The sequence below is a fragment of the Lentzea sp. NPDC051838 genome (assembly GCF_040681245.1).
GTDB lineage: Bacteria > Actinomycetota > Actinomycetes > Mycobacteriales > Pseudonocardiaceae > Lentzea.
The window spans coordinates 63647-85048 of record NZ_JBFAYI010000005.1; the positions used below are offsets into that span (position 1 = coordinate 63647).

The 21402-nt window shown below is 69.6% G+C and carries 9 protein-coding genes; 2 read left to right on the forward strand and 7 right to left on the reverse strand.

What is annotated here, in order from left to right; translation table 11 throughout:
- Positions 1 to 46: 46 nt before the first annotated feature.
- Positions 47 to 2179, reverse strand: a complete 2133-nt coding sequence (locus AB0M24_RS13925) for an MMPL family transporter (RefSeq protein WP_363765904.1) — start codon at positions 2177 to 2179, stop codon at positions 47 to 49.
- Positions 2180 to 2359: 180 nt separating this feature from the next.
- Between AB0M24_RS13925 and AB0M24_RS13930 the strand changes: the two genes are divergently transcribed.
- Both AB0M24_RS13930 and AB0M24_RS13935 read left to right on the forward strand, forming a co-directional pair.
- On the forward strand, positions 2360 to 3565 hold the full coding sequence (locus tag AB0M24_RS13930) for a hypothetical protein (protein ID WP_363765907.1): 1206 nt from the start codon (positions 2360 to 2362) through the stop codon (positions 3563 to 3565).
- 62 nt (positions 3566 to 3627) lie between these two features.
- Positions 3628 to 4527 (forward strand): TQO small subunit DoxD, encoded by a 900-nt coding sequence (locus tag AB0M24_RS13935; RefSeq protein WP_363765910.1) that lies wholly within the window; start codon positions 3628 to 3630, stop codon positions 4525 to 4527.
- 26 nt (positions 4528 to 4553) lie between these two features.
- Here AB0M24_RS13935 and AB0M24_RS13940 read toward each other — a convergent pair whose 3' ends face one another.
- The 6 genes from AB0M24_RS13940 to AB0M24_RS13965 form a co-directional block, all read right to left on the reverse strand.
- Positions 4554 to 5219, reverse strand: coding sequence for a response regulator transcription factor (locus AB0M24_RS13940; protein ID WP_363765913.1), 666 nt, complete (start codon positions 5217 to 5219; stop codon positions 4554 to 4556).
- A 124-nt stretch (positions 5220 to 5343) separates the two neighbouring features.
- Positions 5344 to 6507, reverse strand: a complete 1164-nt coding sequence (locus AB0M24_RS13945) for a hypothetical protein (RefSeq protein WP_363765916.1) — start codon at positions 6505 to 6507, stop codon at positions 5344 to 5346.
- Positions 6507 to 13577 (reverse strand): amino acid adenylation domain-containing protein, encoded by a 7071-nt coding sequence (locus AB0M24_RS13950; RefSeq protein WP_363765919.1) that lies wholly within the window; start codon positions 13575 to 13577, stop codon positions 6507 to 6509. The genes AB0M24_RS13945 and AB0M24_RS13950 overlap by 1 nt, the downstream gene beginning before the upstream one ends.
- 9 nt (positions 13578 to 13586) lie before the next feature.
- The gene (locus tag AB0M24_RS13955; RefSeq protein ID WP_363765922.1) at positions 13587 to 16601 is read right to left on the reverse strand and encodes an amino acid adenylation domain-containing protein; all 3015 of its coding nucleotides are present in this window, start codon (positions 16599 to 16601) and stop codon (positions 13587 to 13589) included.
- 337 nt (positions 16602 to 16938) lie between these two features.
- On the reverse strand, positions 16939 to 17763 hold the full coding sequence (locus AB0M24_RS13960) for a DUF72 domain-containing protein (protein ID WP_363767065.1): 825 nt from the start codon (positions 17761 to 17763) through the stop codon (positions 16939 to 16941).
- A 117-nt stretch (positions 17764 to 17880) separates the two neighbouring features.
- A complete protein-coding gene (locus AB0M24_RS13965) occupies positions 17881 to 21384 on the reverse strand; it encodes a S8 family serine peptidase (protein ID WP_363765925.1) in 3504 nt (1167 codons plus the stop codon).
- Between the last annotated feature and the right edge of the window lie 18 nt (positions 21385 to 21402).

The following is a 21402-nucleotide window of genomic DNA, read 5'->3' on the forward strand; positions in this document are numbered from 1 at the left end:
GGACGGGCCTGGGGCCTCGTCCCGGATCTCGTTCGTGCCACCGCGCTCACCGCTGTAGCGCGGGCTCCTTCTCCTCGTCGTCGAGCGGCTGCCGACCGTCCGGCAGCTCCGCCGGCTGGGACAGCCGGCTCGGCCACCACATCCGCTTGCCGATCAGCAGGGTGAGGGCGGGCACCAGGATCGACCGCACCAGCAGGGCGTCGAGCAGCACGCCGAAGGCGACCAGGAACCCGACCTCGATCAGCATCACCAGCGGAAGCGAGGTGAGGACCGCGAACGTGGCCGCCAGGACCACGCCGGCCGAGGTGATGACGCCACCGGTGGCGGAGAGGGCTTTGAGCATGCCCTCCCTGGTGCCCAGACGCGCGGTCTCCTCCCTGGCCCGGCTGGCCAGGAAGATGTTGTAGTCGACGCCGAGCGCCACCAGGAACAGGAATGCCAGCAGCGGCACCGAGTAGTCGACGCCCTTGAACCCGAGGATCGTGTCGAAGACGAACACGCTGCCGCCGAAGGCCGCCACGAACGAGACGATCACGGTCGCCATCAGGACCAGCGGGGCCACGATCGAGCGGAGCAGCAGCGCGAGGACGAGCAGGACGACGAGCAGCACCAGCGGGATCACCAGCATCTCGTCGCGGGTGGTGGTCACCTCGGTGTCGAGGTTCTCCGCGCTAGGCCCGCCGACGATCGCTTCCGCCCCGTTCACCGCGTGCACGGCGGTGCGCACCCGCTTGATCGTGTCGTACTCCGCGGCGGTGTCCGGCGCGTCCTTCGGGAACACCGAGATGTCGGTCCAGCCACCGCTGGTCTGACCGGGGATTGCCATTGCCACACCAGGAGTGCTCTTGACGACGTCGAGCACCCGCTCCTGCTGTGCCGGCCGCGTGAAGACCGTCATCGGCTGGCCGCCGAGCTCCGGGAAGTGCTGGCGGAGAACGGTGAAGCCGGTGACCGACTCCGGTGCGGACAGGAACTGGTCCTGCTCCCGCAGAGGGCTGGTGTTGCCCGTCAGTCCGATGGCGAGCACGCCGAGGACCCCGAGCGAGCCGAGCGTCGCCACCCAGCGGCGGCGGTTGATGGCGGCACCGAGCCGTCCCCACAGCCCGCGCTTCTCCTGCACGGCCGCACCGAACCGCGGGATGGCCGGCCAGAAGATCCGCCTGCCGAGCACCACCAGCAGCGCCGGGAACAGCGTCAGCATGGCCACCAGCGCGCACAGGATGCCGGCCGCGCCGATCGGGCCCAACCCGCTGGTGCTGTTCAGGTCCGCGACGAGCAGGCAGAGCAGGCCGGCGATCACGGTGGCCGCGGACGCGATGATGGCCGGCGCGGCGCCGCGCAGCGCGTGGATCATCGCGACCCGGACGTTCTCGTGGTGGTGCAGTGCTTCCCGATATCGGGAGATGAGCAACAGCGCGTAGTCCGTGCCGACGCCGAACACCAGGATCGTCAGCAGAGCCGAGTTCTGGTCGTTGACGACGATGCCGAAGCCCTTGACGAGCAGGTAGACGGTCGCCATCGAGGTCACCGCGCCCACGCCCACGGCCACCAGCGGGATGAACCACAGCACCGGGCTGCGGTAGGTGAAGATGAGCAGGAGCGTGACGACGATGATGGTGGTGAGGAGGACCTGCAGGTCGATGCCGTCGAAGACGCTGTCCATGTCGCCGTCGACCGCGGCCGGGCCGGTCACGTCGAGCTCCAAGCCGGCGGGGCGGTCCTTCGCGGCGTCGCGCAACGGGCCGACGATGGCCTCCGGTCCGCCGTAGGTCGCGCTCACGTCGAGGGTGAACATCATCGCCTTGCCGTCGTTGGAGGGGCTCGTCGGTGAGCCCTCGTCCTCGCCGGCCGGGGCCGCCACCTTCGGCGGGTACTTCTTGGCAACGGTGTCGTAGTGGCGCTCCACCGCCGCGCGGTCGGCGTCGGTGATGCCGCCGGCGCGGTGGTACACGAAGACGAACGTGTTGTCCTCGCCGCCGGGGAGACTGTCCTCGAGCACCGCGACCTTGGTGGACTCGGCGTTGGCCGGCAGGGTGTCCACGGCCTTGTCCGTGGTGACCGAGCTCAGCTTTCCGCTCAGCGGCACCATGACCGCCGCCAGCACCACCCACAGGCAGATCACCAACCACGGCACCCACCGGCCTGCCAACCGTCCGGGCGGCGCTGCGTCGACTGCCATCACTAGCCTCCTGCATTCGGTTCCATCGCTTGTCTGACGCCGACTTCCTACCGGGCGAATGTGAGACGATCGTTAATGCGGGGGTAGTCCTTTTTGGACGGTACCGTGGTACCACCTCCCTTCCGAGATCACGACCGCAGTACGACGAAACGGGCCGGAATCGCGCCTAGCGTTGAGGTCATGACAAAACCTCATGGTCCACTGTGGAGGTTCGGGGTGGCCACCGTGGCGCTGGCGACGGCGTTCACCGTCGTCGCCTGCGGGTCGGGCAGCGGCAACGGTGCGTTGCCCATCCCGTCCGGCTCGCACAACGGGCACGCGGCCAAGCCGGCGCCTCCACCGGAGCCGCTGCGCGCCGGTGAGCGGTTCGTCGACCTGAAGATGGCCGAGTCCTACACACCAGCGCCGCCGGAGGGCGGCGGCACGGACGAGTACCGGTGCCAGGTGATCGATCCGGGCCTGACCAAGGCCGCGTTCCTGACCGGGACCCAGGTCACGCCCGAGAACGTCGCCCTCGCGCACCACGCCATCGTGTACGCGGTGCCGCCGGCCGGTGCTGCCGCGGTGCGCGAGCAGGACGCGAAGACCCCAGGTCTCGGCTGGCAGTGTTTCGGCGGGACCGGCGTGCCCGGCGCCGAAGTGGAAGCGGGGGAGGCGTCGTGGGTGGACACCTGGGCGCCGGGCGCCGCGGAGACGTTGTTCACCGAGGACGTCGGCTTCAAGCTGGAGCCGGGCACCCTGATCGTTCTCCAGATGCACTACAACCTGCTCGCGACCGACGGCAAGCCGGGCGGGTCGGACCGCTCGGCGGTGCGGCTGCGGCTGAAGGACGGCACGCCGCAGACCCGGGAGTTCGTCACGTGGCCGCTCGACGCGCCGACCGATCTCCCTTGCACCGCAGACGAGTCGGGTCCTCTCTGCGACCGGGCGGCCTCGATCGCGGACGTGACGAAGCGGTTCGGGCAGGACGTCGGCGAGACGGCGGACCGTCAGGTGGAGGAGTGCGGCCAGAGCGCGCCGAAGCCCGGTGACACCCAGACCTGCGACCACAAGGTGGAGGAGCCGGTGACGCTGTTCGCCGGGTTCGGTCACATGCACCTGCTCGGGCGGGCCATCAAGGTCGAGCTCAACCCCGGCACGCCGAACGCCAAGGTCGTGCTGGACGTGCCGCAGTACGACTTCGACAACCAGCGGCTGCTGAAGCTGCCGTCGCCGGTGGAGATCGGTCCGGGGGACATGCTGCGGGTGACGTGCACGCACGATGCGAAGCTGCGCAAACAGTTGCCGCAGCTGAAGAAACTCCCGCCGCGCTACGTGGTGTGGGGCGACGGCACCGCCGACGAGATGTGCACGGGCATCATGACCGTCTCTCCCCGCAAGTCCTGACGAAGCGTCGAACGTGTGTGAGCCCTGCGCTCACACACGTCCGCACTGAAAGGCGACTTCTCTTGTCCCCCACGGCCTGGGCGCTCCTGCCGTTGCGCGTCTTCCTCGGCGGCACCTTCCTCTACGCGGGCCTCTCCAAGATCTTCGACACCCACTACCTGGACGACGCCTCGCCCCTCGGCGTCCACGCTCAGATGCTGCACGCCGCGACAACCTCTCCGATCGGCCCGCTGGTGTCGTTCGCGGCCGAGCAAGCGACCGTCGTCGGACTGGCCATCGCGCTCGGCGAGGTCGCTGTCGGGCTGGGGGTTCTGCTCGGGCTGTTCACCCGCATCGCCGCACTCGGCGGGTTTCTCCTCGCGCTGAGCTTCTTCCTCACCGTGAGCTGGACGACCAGCCCGTACTACTTCGGCGCCGACATCGTCTTCGCCGCAGCCTGGACCCCGCTGCTGGTCGCCGGCGACGCAGGCCTGTTCTCCACGACGGACCGCCTGCGCGCCGCGATACGTCGTCGCCGGCCGAACTCGACCCAGGACGACGTCGAGCGACGCGTTCTGCTCCTGGGCGGCCTGGTCGCCGCGACGACCGCTGCTCTCGGCGGCGTCATCGCCCTCACTCAACGCACCGCCAGCCCGGCACCGAGCCAGCCGGCAGACCCAGGAACGAACTCCCAGAAGGTGATCGCCGTGGCCTCGGCCATCGCCGTCGGTTCGTCGACGAGCTTCACCACACCGGACGGCGCCGCCGCATACCTGTTGCGCCCCTCGACCGACACCTTCATGGCGTTCGTCGCCGCCTGCACACACCAGGGCTGCCCCGTCACGCCCGCCGGCTCCGGCTTCCGCTGCAACTGCCACGGCTCCACTTTCGACGGCAACGGCCAGGTCACCGGCGGGCCGGCGACGAAGTCCCTGACCAAGGTGCCGGTGCGCGTGGTCGACGGGCAGGTCGTCACCGCATGACCGGGTCCAGGCCGTCATCCGCGCCACTAGATCGGCCGGGTGAGTCTCAGGTCGTAGGCGCGGATGACGGCCTGGACCCGGTCCCGTGCGCCGATCTTGGCGAGGACCCGCCCGACGTGGGTCTTCACCGTCGACTCCGACAGCGTGAACCGTCGCGCGATCTCGCCGTTGGTGAGGCCCTGGCCGATCGCGACAAGGATCTCGCGCTCGCGGCCGGTGAGGGAACCGAGCCGGGGATCCTCCCGCACGGGCTCGCGGAGGTCGTCGCCCAGCCGGTCGGCGAACGCGTCGAGCAGCCGCCGGGTCAGTGCCGGCGCGATCACCGCGTCCCCGGCGGCGACGGCCCGGATGCCGGCCAGCAGTTCCTCCGGGCGGATGTCCTTCAGCAGGAAACCGCTTGCCCCGGCTCGCAGCGCCGCGAGCGCGTACCGGTCCACGTCGAACGTCGTCAGCATCAGGATTCGCGAACGCCCGCCGGCGGCGACGATGCGCCGGGTGGCCTCGATCCCGTCGACACCTGGCATGGGGATGTCCATCAGCACCACGTCGGGATGCAGGTCCTTGGTCCACCGAACGGCCTCGGCGCCGTTCTCGGCCTCGCCGACGATCTTGGTGTCGGGGGTGTTCTCCAGCAGCATGCGAAACCCGAAGCGTTGCAGCGGCTGGGCGTCCACCACGAGCACAGAGATCATGAATGGCTGCCTTTCAGAGTCTCCTGGCGATGCCCACTTCCTATCGACCGAATGTGAGACGACTGTTAGAACGGCGAAGGCCGCCCACCGATCTCGGTGGGCGGCCTTCTTGCCGCGCCTCAACCTAGGCCGCGGCGGTGACCGGCTGGAACGATCGCCGTCGGCTGATCACGAGCACCGCCCAGATCAGTGCCACGCCACCGACGGCGTGCGCGACGCCGAAGAGCGCCAGGCCGGGGCCGCGCTCCAGCAGCAGGCCGACGGCTTGCTCTCCCACGCCGAACACCAGGCCGAGGTAGAAGATCATGCTGGCCCTGATCTGCCCCAGGTGCTCGACGGGCGCGCGGTCCAGAACCTGGGCGTTGGTGTAGTGGATCCAGTAGGCGTTGACGAAGGTCAGCACCACGTAGAGTCCCATGTGGACGGTGAGGTTCGCGAACGTGCCCAAGATGCCGCACGCCACGAGCACGCCGGCGAACACCAGGGCCCACCACCGCGGGTTGCGCTTCAGCAGTGGGGCGGTCACCCAGAACGTGAGGCCGTAGAAGAACCACGCGGCCGGGAACACGACCGCGGCGGGCACCACGTCCTGCCGTTCCGCGATCACGGACGCGTAGACCATCATCCCGGACAGCGTGGCCAGGAAGCCCAGCTGCACCAGGTTCCACGGCCACAGCTCGGGCAGCCAGAACCCGCGCACGGCGGCGGCCATCCGCACGGGCACCTTCCGCCACTCGAAGCCCAGGTCGCCGGGGTCGGGGCGGCGCACCAGCAGCCAGATCACCGCGGCGCCGCTGACCAGGTCGAACACCAGGGCGGCCGTCAGCGAGTTCGTCGTCCAGGCCGGGATGGCCACGCAGATCACCGACGCGAACACCATCGCGCCCTGCGGTGACGTGACCATCTGCAGCACCGCGCCGCGCGAGCTGGAGCCGGACACGTCCGCCAGCAGCCGGAACGCCAGCACCGAGCTGGCGCCGACCAGGGCGAACCGCAGTGCCGTCCAGACGAGCACGAACTCGGGTCCCGCGTCCGGCACGGTGAGGAACACCGCCGCCAGTACGAGCTGAAGTCCTTGCAGCAGCGCGAACTTGTGCGCGACGCGGCCGTGGTCGGCCCAGACGCCGACGATCAGCGCGCCGAGGACGCCGAGCACCTGGCGTTCCATGCCGAGGAGTCCGACGAGGCCCTCCGACCGGGTGGCCGCGGCGAAGTGCGGTACCAGCAGGAGCCAGAGGACGGTCGAGCCGAGCGAGCTCAGCAGGATGGTCGAGAAGATCCGCGGCATCACAGCCGCACCTCCAGGATGGCGCGCAGCGGCACCGAGACGCCGTACCGGGCACGGGCTTCGTGCATCACGCGGACCGCGGTCAGCGAGTCGAGCACGCCGTCGCCCAGTTCAGTGGCCATTTCTGCGGCCAGCTCGCGCAGCTGTTCGGCCGAGATCCGGGACGACGTCGGACCGATCCGGTCGTACCCGTCCGGCGACGCGTCCGCGGCCGGAGGGAGTGCGGCGAGCAGGTCGTCGGCCACGAGGTCGGACAGCACCGACTCGTACACCGCGGCGACCGTGCGCACCGCGTCCTGGCCCAGCACTCGGGCGGCGGCGTTGAACGTGAGGTTCAACCGCTGGGCGAAGAGGTCGGCGTGGAACGTCACCAGCAACGCGAAGTCCGAGTGCTCGAACCACTTCAGGTCGCTGATGACCTGCGCGCCGAGGTTGTCGGAGTACGCCGTGAAGTTGACGAAGTTGAACGCCGTCTCCACCAGCCGCGCACCGCCGAGCGCCTGCTGGATCGACGCGTGCGAGAAACGGCGGTGCGGGACGTGCTCATGGTCCAGCCGCACGATCTCCGCGATGAGGTCCTCCCACCGGCCCGAGACGCGTGCCCGCAGCGGCACGACGTTCAGGAACAGGCCCACCATCCGGTCGGCCTCCGGGTGTTCCGGCCTGCCGTGGCCGAACACGCCGGTCGTCACGTCGTCGAGCCTGCTGATCAGCGACAGCGCCCGGAAGTGCACGGCGAGGCACAGGTGCCGCACGGTCGCGTTGTGCCGTGCCGCGATCGCCGCCAGCCGCGCGGTCTGCTGCTCGTCGAGCGTCAGGTCCGCCTCTGCCCACCGCGCGCCGTCCTCCGGCAGCCTCGGCAGCTTCGTGTACGGCGCGCCGGACAGCAGCCCGGTCCAGTACTCCCGTGACGCGGCGGACGTCTGCGCCTCCAGCTCCAGCCGGACGTAGTCGCGGTACGCCAGCGGTGCGACCGGGGCCGCCGTCATCGCCGCACCCGACAACGCGCGTTCGTAGTTCGCCAGCAACCGCGCCATCAGCCCGGAGAAGCTCCAGCCGTCGATGATCGAGTGGTGGAAGCTCACCGACAACGCGAACGACTCGGATCCCGTGCGGTGCACGAAGAACCTCATCTGCGTCGGCGCGCTCCACAGGAACCCGGTGCTCTTCTCCGTCTCGTACCACTCGTCCAGCAGCGGGCCGGCGTGGTCCACATGGGACAGATCGTGCACGGTCAGGTTCACCGATCCGGACACGTGCACGAGCTGCAGCGGCCGGGAGTAGCCGGTGACCGCGAACGACGTGCGCAGCACCTCGTGCGACGCGATCATGTCCGAGATCAGCCCGGTCAGCACCGCCTGGTCGAACGGCAGCGCGATCGAGTACCGGATCAGGTCGTGGAACGTGCCCTGCGCCGGGTCCAGGTCGGTGTGGAAGATCATCCCGAGCTGGAGCTGCGTCGCCGGGTAGGCGTCCACGATCCCCGGCGGCAGCAGCGCGCGGTCCTCCTTGCCCAGCAACGAGAACGGTTCGCTCACCACATCCACTGACGACGTGGTGCCGACGAGCCCGGCGTCCACCAAAGCGCGAATCGTCTGCAGGCGCATCAGTTCGTGCAACGGCACGTCGAAACCGGCCGCGCGCAACGCACCCACGAGCCGGATGCCCTGCAACGAGTCGCCGCCCAGCTCGTAGTAGCCGTCGTCGATCCCGACCCGCGCGGCTCCCAGCACTTCGCCCCAGATCGCGGCCAACGAGGCCTCCACCTCGTCGCGCGGCGCGGCGTGCGCGCCCGAGACGACGATCTGCTGCTCGGGATCCGGCAGCGCGCGCCGGTCGATCTTGCCGTTGATGGTGAGCGGCCACGAAGGAACCGGCACCAGGAAGCTCGGCACCATGTACGACGGCAGCCGTTCCGCGAGGTGATCGCGCAGTGCGGCCTGGCCGACGTCGGCGCTCGGCACGTAGTACCCGGCCAGCGCCTTGCCGCCCGAACGCCGGGTGAACGCCACCACCAGCACGGACGCGACCGCCGGATGGGTGCTCAGCGCGAACTCGATGTCGCCGATCTCGATGCGGTAGCCCTGGATCTTGACCTGCGCGTCACCGCGGCCGAGGTACTCGACGTCGCCGCCGGACAGCCGCCGCGCCAGGTCGCCCGACCGATAGACGCGCGCCGGTCCCTCGCCGAGGTCGAGCGTGACGAACCGCTTCGCCGTCTCCTCCGGCCGGTTGAGGTAGCCGAGCGCGACACCGGCGCCGGCCACCGCGATCTCCCCGGTCGTGCCGAACGGGACGGGGTTGCCGCGGTCGTCGATCACGTACAGGCCGAGGTCCGGGATCGGCTCGCCGATCATGCTGCCCGGCGCCGAGGTGTCCGCCGCCGTCACCGGCCGGTACGTCACGTGCACCGTGGTCTCGGTGATGCCGTACATGTTCACCAACTGCGGGGTGGTGTCGCCGAAGTGCGCGAACCAGTCGCTGAGACTCGCGAAGTCGAGCGCCTCGCCACCGAACACCACGTACCGCAACGAGTTCCGGCCGCGGTCCATGAGCGCCTGCTTGACCTGGCCGAACGCGGACGGCGTCTGGTTCAGCACGGTCACGCCGCGCGAGACCACCAGATCGGCGAAGTCGTCGACCGAGCGGCTCTGCCAGAACGGCACGACGACGAGGTGACCGCCGTACAGCAGCGCGCCCCACAGCTCCCACACCGAGAAGTCGAACGCGAACGAGTGGAACAACGTCCAGACGTCCTGCTCTCCGAACGAGAACCAGTCGTCGGTCTGGCTGAACAGCCGCAGCACGTTGCCGTGCGTCACCTGCACGCCCTTGGGCTTGCCGGTGGAGCCGGACGTGTAGATCACGTACGCGGGCGAGTCCGGTCCGCTCTCGCACGCGGAGAAGGTTCCCTCGACCGGAAGTTCGGACGTGGTCAGGCGGTCGGGGAACAACGCGCAGACGGCGGGTGTGCCGATGAGCATCCGCACGCCGGCGTCCTCGACCGTGGTGCGGATCCGGTCCTCCGGGTAACCGGGGTCGATCGGCACGTACACGGCGCCCGCCTTGACGGTGGCGAGGACGCTCACCACCATCTCGACATCGCGGTCTAGGGCAAGTCCGACCAGATCACCTTGCGCCACACCGGATGCGGCGAGGTGCGCGGCCACCGCGTCGGACCACCGGTCCAGCTCGCGGTAGGTCAACGACCGGTCGCCGCACGACACCGCCACGCGGTCGGCGTGCTTGCCCGCCATCACCGCGAACCGCTCGGCGATGCTCGTGCACCCGTCGAGCCGAGGTGCGTCCGGCCGCGCGACCGGGGGCAGCAGCTCGGCTTTTTCCGCAGCGGACAAGGGAATCGTGTCCGCCCACAGAGTGGACCCGTCCGCGGCGAGCGCCTCGAAGCAGCCGAGGAAGTAGCCGAGGTAGCGCTCGACCTGCTCTGCCGTGAACCTGCTCGGGTCGTGCCCGATCCGGCACTCCCACGAGCCGGTGAAGGCGTTGAAGCCCACGTACACCACGAACGGCGCGTTGGTCTGCTCGAAGTACTCCACGGCCACCACGGACGTGCCGTCGTGCACGTGGAAGTTCGTGAAGTTGAAGATCACCTCGAAGGCCGGCGCGCCGTGCAGCTTCTGGATCGCGGGCAGCGGGAACCAGCGGTGCGGCACCAGCTTCTGCTCCTGGGCGAAGCACGCTTCGGCGAGCTCGCGCCACGACCAGGCCGGGTCGAGGCCGAGCCGGAACGGCAGCGTGTTCAGGAACATGCCGAGTGCCTGCTCCGCACCGTCGACCTCGGGGCGGCCGTTGGTGACGAAGCCCGTGACGACGTCGCGCTGGTTCGCGACCAGGCCGAGCACCCGCAGGTGCGCCGCGACGAACACGCTCTTCAACGGTACCGACCACGCGGCCGCCTGCTTGCGCAGCGCCTCCATCAGGTCCGGCGTGATCTCCCTGCCGCGCACGACCACCTCGGCGTCACCGCCGTGCGCCAGCCGCGGGATCTCCGGGATCTGGCTGTCCGCCAGTTCGTGCCGCCAGAAGTCCGCCTGGGCCTCGTCGGCCTGAGCCGCGGCCTCCAGTTCGGCGTACCGCTTCTGCAACGCGACAGCGGGCGTGACAGTGAGCTCACCACCGGCGAGCACCGCCGTGTGAATCCGGCAGAACTCCTCCACCAGCGTCGCGACGCTCCAGCCGTCCAGGATCGCGTGGTGGAAGCTGAAGCCGAACACCACGCGGTCCGGTGCCGTCACGAAGAACCGCACCCGGTACGCCGGGGCTGCCGACGGGTCGATCGGGGTGCGCTTCTCCTGCTCGGCCCACGTCGCCGGGTCGCCGTTCTCGACGACCTCGACCGGCAGCGCGGGCGCGTCCTCGACGACCATCCGCAGGTCGCCGTCGAGGTCGAACCGGCTGCGCAGCACGGGATGCCGCCGCGCCAGCCACTCCCACGACCGCAGCAGCGCGTCCGCGTCGACCCGTTCCACCGCGATCTCGTAGCGGAAGATGTCGTGGTAGACGGGAACGTCCGTCTCCAGGCTCGAGTGGTAGATCATGCCGGCCTGCAACGCCGAGGCCAGCCACTCCGTCGCGATCTCACCGTCCACTTCGGACGCCGTGGCTCGACGGACCACCGACGCCAGCTCGGTCAGCCGCGGGTGGGCGAAGATGTCACCGACGGTCAGCTCGTACCCGGCCTCGCGCAGTGCCGCCACCACGCGGATGCCGCGGATCGAGTCGCCGCCGAGCGTGAAGAACCCGTCGTGCGCACCGACTTTCTCGACGCCGAGCACTTCCGCCCACACGTGGGCGATCAGCTGCTCGATCTCGGTGGCGGGCTCGACGAAGTCCGCGACCTCGCGTGAAGGCAGCGGCAACGACGAGAGGTCGCGCTTTCCGTTGTGGTTGGCCGGAATCGCGGGCACGGCCAGCACGAACGCGGGCACCATGTACGACGGCAGCTCGGCCGCCCAAGAGGCCCTCAGTGCCGCCTCGTCGACCGAGCCGACGACGTACGCGCACAAAGCTTTGTCGCCGCCGTCCGCGACGGCCGTGACCGCGCACTCGACGACACCGGGCACCTTGGACGCCACGTGTTCGATCTCGCCCAGCTCGATCCGGTAGCCGCGGATCTTGACCTGGGTGTCGAGCCTGCCGAGGTACTCGATCGTGCCGTCCGGCAGCCAGCGCGCGAGGTCACCGGTGCGGTAGTTGCGTTCGCCGTCGTACGAGACGAACCGCTCCTCGGTCAGCTCTGGCGCGTGCAGATATCCCCGCGCCAGGCCGACGCCGGCGATGCACAGCTCACCGGGCACGCCGATCGGTGCCAGGGCACCGGATCTCAGCCGCACCGACAGCGTGATGTTGTCGATGGGTCTGCCGATCGGCACGGACCGGGACCCGTCCACGTCGTCGCAGTCGTGGAAGCTCACGTCGACGGCGGCCTCGGTCGGCCCGTACAGGTTGACGAGCTTCGCGTCCGGCAGCAGCCGGGCGAAGTCCTGGGCGTGCACCACCGCCAGCGCCTCGCCGCTCGCGAACACCGTGCGCAGGGACGACAACTGCTTGGCGTGGGAGTGGTAGGTGAGGAACGCGTGCAGCATCGTCGGGACGAAGTGCATGGTGGTCGCGCCGCTCTCGGCGATCCGGTCGGCGATCCGCGCCGGGTCGCGCTCGTCACCGTTCGGCAGCGTGGCGACAGAGGCACCGGGGATGGACCACCAGAAGATCTCCCACACCGACACGTCGAACGTGAACGGCGTCTTGTGCAGGATCACGTCCTGCGGTGACAGCGGGTACGCGCGCTGCATCCACCACAGCCGGTTCACGATCGCGCGGTGCTCGACCACGACGCCCTTGGGGCGGCCGGTCGAGCCGGACGTGTAGATCACGTAGCACGCGTCGCCCGGCGTGGTCACCGGCACGAGGTCGGTGTCGTCGGCGTGCCAGCAGGCCGGGTCCGCGAGGTCGAGCACGGTGGCGTCGCCGAGCACGGACGAGGTGGACGGCGTCGCCAGCACCAGTTCGGTGCCGCTGTGCTCCAGCAGGTACTCGATGCGGTTCGCGGGGAGCGTGGGGTCGACCGGCAGGTACGCGCCGCCTGCCTTGAGCACGGCGTAGATCGCGGTGAGCATCATCGCCGAGCGCGGCACGCAGACACCGACGATGCTGCCCGCGCCGACACCGCGTTCCCGCAACGTGCGGGCCAGCCGGTTCGCGGCCGCGTTGAGCTGCGCGTACGTGGTGCCGTCGTCGACGATCGCGACGTGGTCCGGGTGCTGCCGCGCGCGTTGTTCGAGGAACGAGTGCATGAGCCGGTCGTGCGGGAACTCGGCCTCGGTGTCGTTGAACTCGCCGGTGAGCCGCGCCAGTTCGTGCTCCGTCGGGGCGAGCAGGTCGCCGGCGGCGATCGCGGGTCGCGTGGTGATCGCGTGCAGCACGGTCAGGTAGGCGTCGACCAGTCGGCGTGCGGTGTCCTCGGTGAACAGCACCGGGTCGTAGCGCAGCGACACCCGCGGTGCGGGCTCGGTGATCAGGGTGAACAGCAACGGCGTGCCCGCGCGGTCCGCGTCCTCGCCCGTGACGTCACCGTCCACAGAGGACATGAAGTCGGTGGGGCGGCAGCCGGTGCGGTCCAGCAGAGCCTGCACCGGCACGTCCAGCCGCGGCTCGGTCTCCAGGTACGCGGCACGTACGGCGCCGAGCAGTTCCCTGGCGGTCGCCTCGGCCGTGACGGTGACGCTGATCGGTACGGCGCGGTCGAACTTCCGCGACAGCGCGGGGACGAACGCCACGACGTCGGAGCGGTCGGTGGTGCGCGCCGCGACGATCGAGACGACGGTGGCGGCGACCACCTTGAGCAGCAACGCGTCGCCGTTGGTGAGGCGCGACAACGCGCTCACGTCGCCCGCGTCCACCGTGATGTCACGCGGTTCGCCCGCGTCGGCGCGCTGGTGGTCGCGGACGGCGACCACCGGTTCGGTCCACGCCTCGCGGCGCGCGGTCCAGTACTCGTGAAGTGCAGGATGGGCGCGGAACGCCTGCTGTGCCTGCAATGCGCTGGTCATGAGGTCCTTCTAGAAGCTGAAATCGGCGTGTGTGGTGGTCGCGGCGACGGACGCCGGCTGACGGAACACGGGGTGGTCCGGGGTCTCGTCCAGCTCGGTGAGCAGGTCGACGACCCGGCTGAGCAGGTAGTCCGCGGACGCCGCGGTGTAGAGCGACGTGTTGTGCTCCAGCTCGAGCACGACGCCCTCAGGTCGTTGGTAGGCCTGGAGGTTCAGGTCGAAGCGGCACGAGCCGGGGTGCAGCAGGTCGACCTCGACGCGCAGCCCGTCGCGTTCGAACGAGTAGAAGTCCACGTTCTGCCAGGCGAAGAACGCGTCCAGCAGCGGCAGCCTCGCCGGGTCTCGCGGCAACGCCAGCCCGGCGACCACGTCGTCGAACGGGAAAGCCTGGTGCTCCAGTGCTTCCGCGTGCCGGGCGGCGACAGCGCGCCGGAGATCGGACAGGCTCGCCTGCTCGTCGACCGTGAGCCGCAGCGCGGCGGTGTTGACGAACATGCCGACGACGTCGTCGAACTCGGGGTGCAGGCGGCCGCTCGTGGGGCTGCCGACCACGACGTCGTGCTGACCGGACAGGCGCATCAGCACCGCTGTGTAAGCGGTCAGCAGCGCGACGAACTCGGTGGTGCCCGCCTGGTCGGCGATGCGCTTGACCTGGTCGTGCGAGCAGGTCGCGCGCACGATCGCGCCACGGGTCTGCCGCACCTTCGGCCGCTCGTAGTCGGTCGGGAGGTCGAGCACCGGCGGGTTCGCCAGTGCCTCCAACCAGTACCGGCCGTCCGCGACCTGCGCCGCGTGCCAGTGCGCGGCATCGGCGTAGCGCCACTTCGGTGTGGTGATCGGCCGTCCCGCGAGCAGGTCGGCGAGCTGACCGACCAGGATCCGCAGCGAGACGCCGTCGAACACGACGTGGTGCGCGTCGAGGTAGAGCCGGTGCCGGGCGTGGTCGACCCTCACCAGGAGAGCCCGCAGCAGCGGCGCCCTGCCCAGGTCGAACGGCCGCACGAACGCGCGCACCACGTCCTCGTCGCGCAGGTACTGCGACTCGACCAGCTCCACGCTCGTGTTCTCGACGACCTGCCTGCCATCGACGAACCGGGTGCGCAGCGCGTCGTGCCGGTCGACCAGCTCGTTCACCGCCTCGCGCACGCGGCGAGCGGTGACGGGGCCGCTGATGTCCAGCCGCACGGGGACGTTGTACGCCAACGACTTCTCGTCGATCTGCCAGTGCGTGACCAGGCCGCGCTGCTGCGGGTGCGGCACCGCGGGCCCTGCCACCGCCTCGATCGGCGCGAGCGCGACGGTGCTCGCGTGCCGGATCGCCGTGGCCATCGCGGCCAGCGTCCGGTTCTCGAAGACCTCGGCGAACGGCAGCCGCACGCCGTGCCGCGCGGCCAGCCTGCCGAGCAGCGCGCCGACCGCGAGCGAGTTGCCACCGAGGGCGAAGAAGTCGTCGTCCGGCTCGATCCGGCCCACGCGCAGCACCTCGGCCCACAGCAGCGCGAGCTCGCGCTGATGCCGCGGCAGGTGGTCCTGGGCGTGTTCCTCGACCTGTGGCGCGGGCAGTTTCGCCTTGTCCACCTTGCCGTTCGGGTTCAGCGGCAGGTGGTCCATCGCCACGAGGTGCTCGGGCCGCATGTACTCGGGCAGCTTCGCGGCCAGCTCGGCCGTGACGTCCGACAGCCCGTTGTCCGGCGCGAGCACCACGTACGCGCTGAGGAACTTGCCCGTGTCGTCGGAGTGCACGACGACGCAACCGTCCACAACTCCTTGGCAGGCCAGGAGAACCGACTCGGTCTCCTTGACCTCGACCCGGTGGCCGCGGATCTTGACCTGGTCGTCGACCCTGCCGTGGAACCGGACCAGACCCTCGGCGTCGACGCTGACCCGGTCGCCGGTGCGGTAGAACCGCTCACCGCGGATCACCACGAACTTCTCGGCGGTCAGCTCGGGGTTGTTGAGGTACCCCCTGGCGAGGCCCGCGCCACCGGTGTAGAGCTCGCCCTGCTGACCTGGTTCGACGGGGCGCCTGCGCTCGTCGAGCACCGCCACCGTGGTCTGGTTGAGCGGCCGCCCGATCGGGATGGCGCCCTCGCCGCCGGTAGGGATCTCGTACGTGGTCGTGAACGTGGTGTTCTCGGTCGGCCCGTACCCGTTGATGATCCGCAGCTCGGGGAACCGCTCGTGCAGCTTGGCGACGTGCCTGCGGTGCACCACGTCCCCGCCGACGAGCAGCGTGCGCAGCCCGGCGAACACCGTCGCGTCGTGCTCGGCGATCTGCCCGAACAGCGGCGCGGTCAGCCACATCACGGTGATCTCGTTGTCCTGCAACGACTTCCGCAACGTCTCCGGGACGAGCAAGGTTTCCTTGCCCGCGACGTGCAATGTCGCGCCGTTGAGCAGGCAGCCCCAGATCTCGAACGTCGCGGCGTCGAACTCGAGGGCCCCGGTGAGCAACAGCCTCTCGTCCGAGTCGAACTGGAAGAAGTCGGAGTCCTTGACCAGCCTGACGATCCCGGCCTGCTCGACCAGCACGCCCTTGGGTCGTCCGGTGCTGCCGGACGTGTACATCACGTACGCGAGCGGCGATCCGTCCCACGGTGTGACCGCGGGCGCCGGACCGTCCGTGTAGAGCTCGTCCAACGCGACCGTGGCGACACCGTCGAGCACGATGCCGGGGCCGCAGATCGCGAGCTCCGTGCCACTGTTGTTGATCATGTGCGCGAGCCGTTCCGCGGGGAACCGCGGGTTCAGCGGCAGGTACGCACCGCCGGCCAGCACAATCGCCAGAGTGGCCACGATCGCGTCGGCCGACCGTTCGAACGCCAGCGCCACGATCGATTCCCGGCCGACACCTCGCGATACCAGTCCGGCCGCAATCCCGCTCGCTCTTCGGTACAGCTCCCGATAGGTGAGACGAACGCCCCCGTCAACCAGTGCTAATGCGTCTGGACAGTTCTCGACCTGTTCCAGAAACAGTTCCTCAAGAAGCGGATGATGCTCTCCCGACATGTCCGCCGTGTTCATTTGTAGACCTTCCACCCCTTGGCGGGCGCGCGAAAACGCACACACAGCACCCTGCCGCGCGCAAATTCATCGTGAATAAAATTGGATCGAGCGCAGCCCCCACGGCGCAAGCGGAGGGACCTTAGCGATCTTGAATGAAATGGAGCAAGTGGCTGTGATGGTGGTCACAAGCGACAGAATCAGCGTAACAGGGTGGCCGGTTTTGCATATCAGCAGAATTGCTGAGGCTTGATTTCTGAAAGCCGCCACGCCGCCGTCGCACGTTCTGCTACATCCCGTGATTTCGCATGCCCGTGCGCAATCCGCAGGAGTTCAGAACAGTCCTCGATCGCGACGCTCAGAACAGGGTCGCGGGCTCAACCGGCTCGGGATCGGGCAGCGGGTCGAGGTCTGGCACGAGGGTGCGCACGTCGTCGTGGAATCTGCGCGCGAGCTCGGGGGCGTCGGCGTTGTCGGGAGTGTGCAAGAAGATCGTCGGCGACCGGCCCTCGCGCAGCCAGCCGGCGACCTCCTCCGCCCAGGGTTCCCATCCCTCGACCGTCTCCTCGACCGAGTCCCGGCCCAGGTAGCGGACGACCGGCTGGTCGGTCAGTGCCCGGGTCCGCCGTGGCAGCCGTGGTTTCTTGGCCCACGCGTCCTGCTCGGCTTCGCTGGTCGGCGGGCTCCGGAAGAGGACCGTGGTGTCGAAGGGCGCCCATTCGGTGTTCGCGTGGGCAAGTGCTTCCTCCAGCCGTGACGTGGAGTCGGCGTCGGTGAAGAACGCGGGGTGGCGCACCTCGACGACACGGCGGCGGTCGGCGGGCAGTCTGCGCAGGAAGCGGCTGAGGGCGTCGACCTCCGTCGGGCCGAACGAGCCGGGCAACTGGGTCCACAGGACCGCCCGTTCGCCCAGGGGTTCGACGGCGTCCAGGAACGCCCGCATCTCGGTCTCGACACCTGCCAACCGGCGCTCGTGCGTGACAGCCTTGGGCAGCTTGAGCATGAACCGGAAGTCGGAATCGGTCTGCTTCGCCCAGGTCGCGACCGTTTTCCGGGCGGGAGTCGCGTAGAAGGTGGTGTTGCCCTCGACCGCGTTGCACCAGCCGGCGTAGGCCCGCAGACGCTCGGTGGCCGGCAGCGACTGCGGCAGGAACCGCCCTGGCCACTCCTTGTGGGTCCACATCGCGCAGCCGACATGAAGACGTGCCAATTCCGTCAACTCCCATCGATCGGGAGTGACGATAGCTTGGTGGTTGCGCGGCGGACGCTGTCGCGACCGCCGCGCAACCATCACCGCGGGTCAGTTCACCTGGTAGGCCCTGATGATCGTCTGGGTCACCGTGTTGCCGTCCTGGTCCGCGGCTTTCGCGCGCAGCGACACGAACCCGGACGCCGGGTTCTGGACGATCGCCGACCAGGTGCCGTTCTTGCGCAGCACCGGCACCCGCTGCCAGGTCTGCCCGTCGTCGCGGGACACCTCGACCCAGGTCGGCTCAGCCTTGCCGCCCTGTGAGCCCGGCTGCCGGTCGACGCGGAACGGGACCGAGAACAGCGCGTTGCGGGGCGCGTGGTTCGTCAGGTCGAGTTCGGGGTCGAAACCGATCGACAGCAACGACAGTGGCGTGGCGGCGGTGGTGTGCCCGGACCGGAAACCCCACTCCGCGCTGACCTTTGTGGACAGTGGCCATCCAGGGTTGGTCCGGCTCGCCTCGGTGGTGAGCCGGTAGTTCGCCGCGCCGGCGGGCACCGTGAACTGCCCGCTGCCCGGCTGGCCGCTGCGGGCGATCTCCTTGCCGTCGCTGTAGAGCACGGTGTCGCCGGTGTCGCCGGAATCGGGGAACCCGGAGTGGCCGGCCGAGTCGGAGAACAGCGGCAGGCGGGTGTTGATCTTCTCTCCCGCGCGGTACGCCAGGTGCGGCTCGGTCGAGAAGAAGCCCACCGACCCGGTGACACCCGGCCCGATCACGGCCTTGCCCCAGTTCACGGTGGCCTTGTCACCGGGCTTGAAGGTCCGCTTGGCGGCTTCGTAGTTCTGCGCGGCACCGCCCGCCAGCACGCTCACGGAGTTCGCCCAAGTGGCAGGGGAGAAGTACTCGGTCCGCTCGCGGGGAAGCGGAGTCGGCGTCGACTCCAGCGAGCCCTCCAGGTCGTACTTGCCGTCGGTGGCGAACATCGAGGCGTAACCCACGCCGTCCACCGGCGCCCGGTACGTCGTCTTCACCGTGGCCAGGTCGCTGTTGCGCGGCCGGTAGGTCACGTTCGCCGGAACGTCCCCGTAGCTGGGGAACACCAGCTCGTACCGGTACGGGCTCGCGGGCAAGCCGGTCAGCGTCACGGACGCGTTCGGCAACTTCGCGAGCCGGGCGCCCTCGGGGCCGAACGTGGCTGTCAACGGGAGTGGCGGCGCCTCCGTCAACCGCACGGGGCTGCCGGAGAAGTGGAACAGCGCGGAGTTCGCGCCCGCCTCGGCGATCGCCCGCACCCGTGGGCTGAGCTCGAGGCCTTCGCCGTCGCCCAGGGTGAACACCGCGAGTTTGCCCTTGAGATCGGCCGCGGCGATCTCTGCGGGCGTGGCGTGCCCAAGGTCCACAGTGGACAGTGCGCGGGTGTCGGTCGTCCGCGGTGAGCCCGGTATCCACTCCACCGGGACCTCGAACGACTCCGGTTTGTCGACCGTCAGCCGGACCTGGGGCCGTTCGAGCTTCATCCGGTCGAAGTACCGGAACTCCTTGGTGTGCTTGGTGGTCGGCGCCGTGTAGTCGTTGTAGTCCGACATGCTGTAGTAGCCCACCCCGCGTGCTCCGGTGTCGATGACCATCCCGTTCGTCCAGGAGATCGGCCGGGCGTCCTTCTCGTCGGTCCGCACGGTGACCTTCTTGCTGTTCCTGGCGTCCAGCGTGACAGTGGTGTCCTTGTGCAGGTCGACCTCCGGGTCTGCCACCCTGGTGCTGGTCGGCAGGGGCTGACCAGGAATCACCGTCTGGATGGTGCCCAGCACGGCGTACCGGCCCGCAGGCAGCCGCACGGTGCTGTTGTTCCCCATCAGGTCGAAGTCGTCCTGGCCGGTGCCCAGTGGAACCCACATCGCGTTCGCCAGCAGGCCATCGGCCGGCGCGGCGCCGTTCTGGTCGATCAGCTTCGTCGTCAGGTCGTAGCTTTCCGGCTCCTTGTAGGCGCCGACCGGCGTCTGGATCACGGTGTCGCCACTCTTGGCGAGGAGCCTGCCGCCGTAGACCCCGATCTGAGCGGCGGAGTGGTCGAAGGTGACCGTCACCGTCGCCTCGCCGTTGGCGGGCACGGTGACCTCGTCGGCGTTCGTGCGGAACGCCGGGACGTCGGTGCTGAGCCGCAGCGAAACCGGTGCGCTGCCGGTGTTGCGGTACGTGATCTGCTTGGTCAGCGCGGGCTGGTTGTGCGGCCATCGCACGAAACCGAGGCTCAGGCTCCCCGTGCTGGGGATGATCGTCTGCCTGGACGCCCGGCCGACGTCGAGCCGGCCGGCGCCCTGCTGGTAGATCGTGGCGTCGATCGGGGTCGCGCTGCCCATCAGCGCGGCCTTGATCTGCCCGCCGGTCCAGTCCGGGTGCTGCGCGGCCAGGATCGCCGCGGCACCGGCCACGTGCGGCGTCGCCATGGAGGTGCCGGTGAGCCGCGCGTGGTGCTCGCCGACAGCGCGGTCGGCGAGCGTTCCCTCGGCCCGTGCGGCCACGATGTCCTCACCGGGCGCGGCGATGTCCGGTTTGACGGCGTAGTCCTTGAGCCGCGGCCCTGGCTGCGAGAACAGGCTGTACCTGTCCTGCTTGCTCACGCTCGCCACGGCCAGCGCGGCGTCAGCGGACGCCGGGCTCGAGACGGGCGTGCGCTGGCCGTAGTTGCCGGCCGCGACCACGAACAACGTGCCCTTTTCGGCCGAGAGCCGGTTGACCGCGATCTCCAGCGGGTCGCTGACGCCGTCGCCGGGCCCGCCACCCAGACTCATGTTCACGACCTTGGCGCCGCTGTCGGCGGCCCACTGCATGCCCGCGAGGATGGCGTCGAACGGGCAGCCGCTCTTCTGGCAGACCTTGCCGATCAGCAGGTCCGCGCCATTTGCGACGCCGGTGTACTGGGCGCCACGGCCCGCGACGGTGGAGGCCACGTGCGTGCCGTGCCCCACGTTGTCGACGATGCCCTCGCCGGTGAAGTCCTTCTCGCCCTTCACGATCCCGGCCAGGTCGGGGTGTTTCGGGTCGTAGCCGGTGTCGAGGACGGCGACGGTCGCACCCGCGCCGGTGTGCCCTGCCTGCCAGGCGGCCGGTGCGCCTACCTGCGGCACACTCACGTCCAGTGACGGATGAACCTTGCCGTTGAGCCAGATCTTGCCCACGTCGGCCCTGTCGAACAGTTCCGCGGCTTTGTTCTTCGGTGTGGCCACCGCGGAGAGCCGAACCGACGGCAGTTCACGGGTGACCTTGCCGAGCGTTTGGGCGCCTTGGGACTCGACCAGCAGCGGGATCTCGGACGTGTGGGCGTCGTCGTAGCCCAGGTCGATCAGGCCGGTCACGTCGAACAGCGCGCGATCCAGTCTGCCCGCCCGGATCAGCGGCTCGGCGACCGATGGGATCACCGTGACGCCCTTGTCGCTGACCGACTTGATGAACCGCACCGGCCCGAGCCGGGCGGCCGGTTGGATCGTCGCGTCCCAGGAGCCGTGCTTCCTGGTCACGGTCACCTTGTCGCCGGTGATCAGCGTGACGGTCCTGGACGCCTCGGTGGGTGCGGGTTGTCGCGCGGCTGCCGGTGAGACGGCCACACCGGTGGCCACCACGGCGAGGATTGCCGC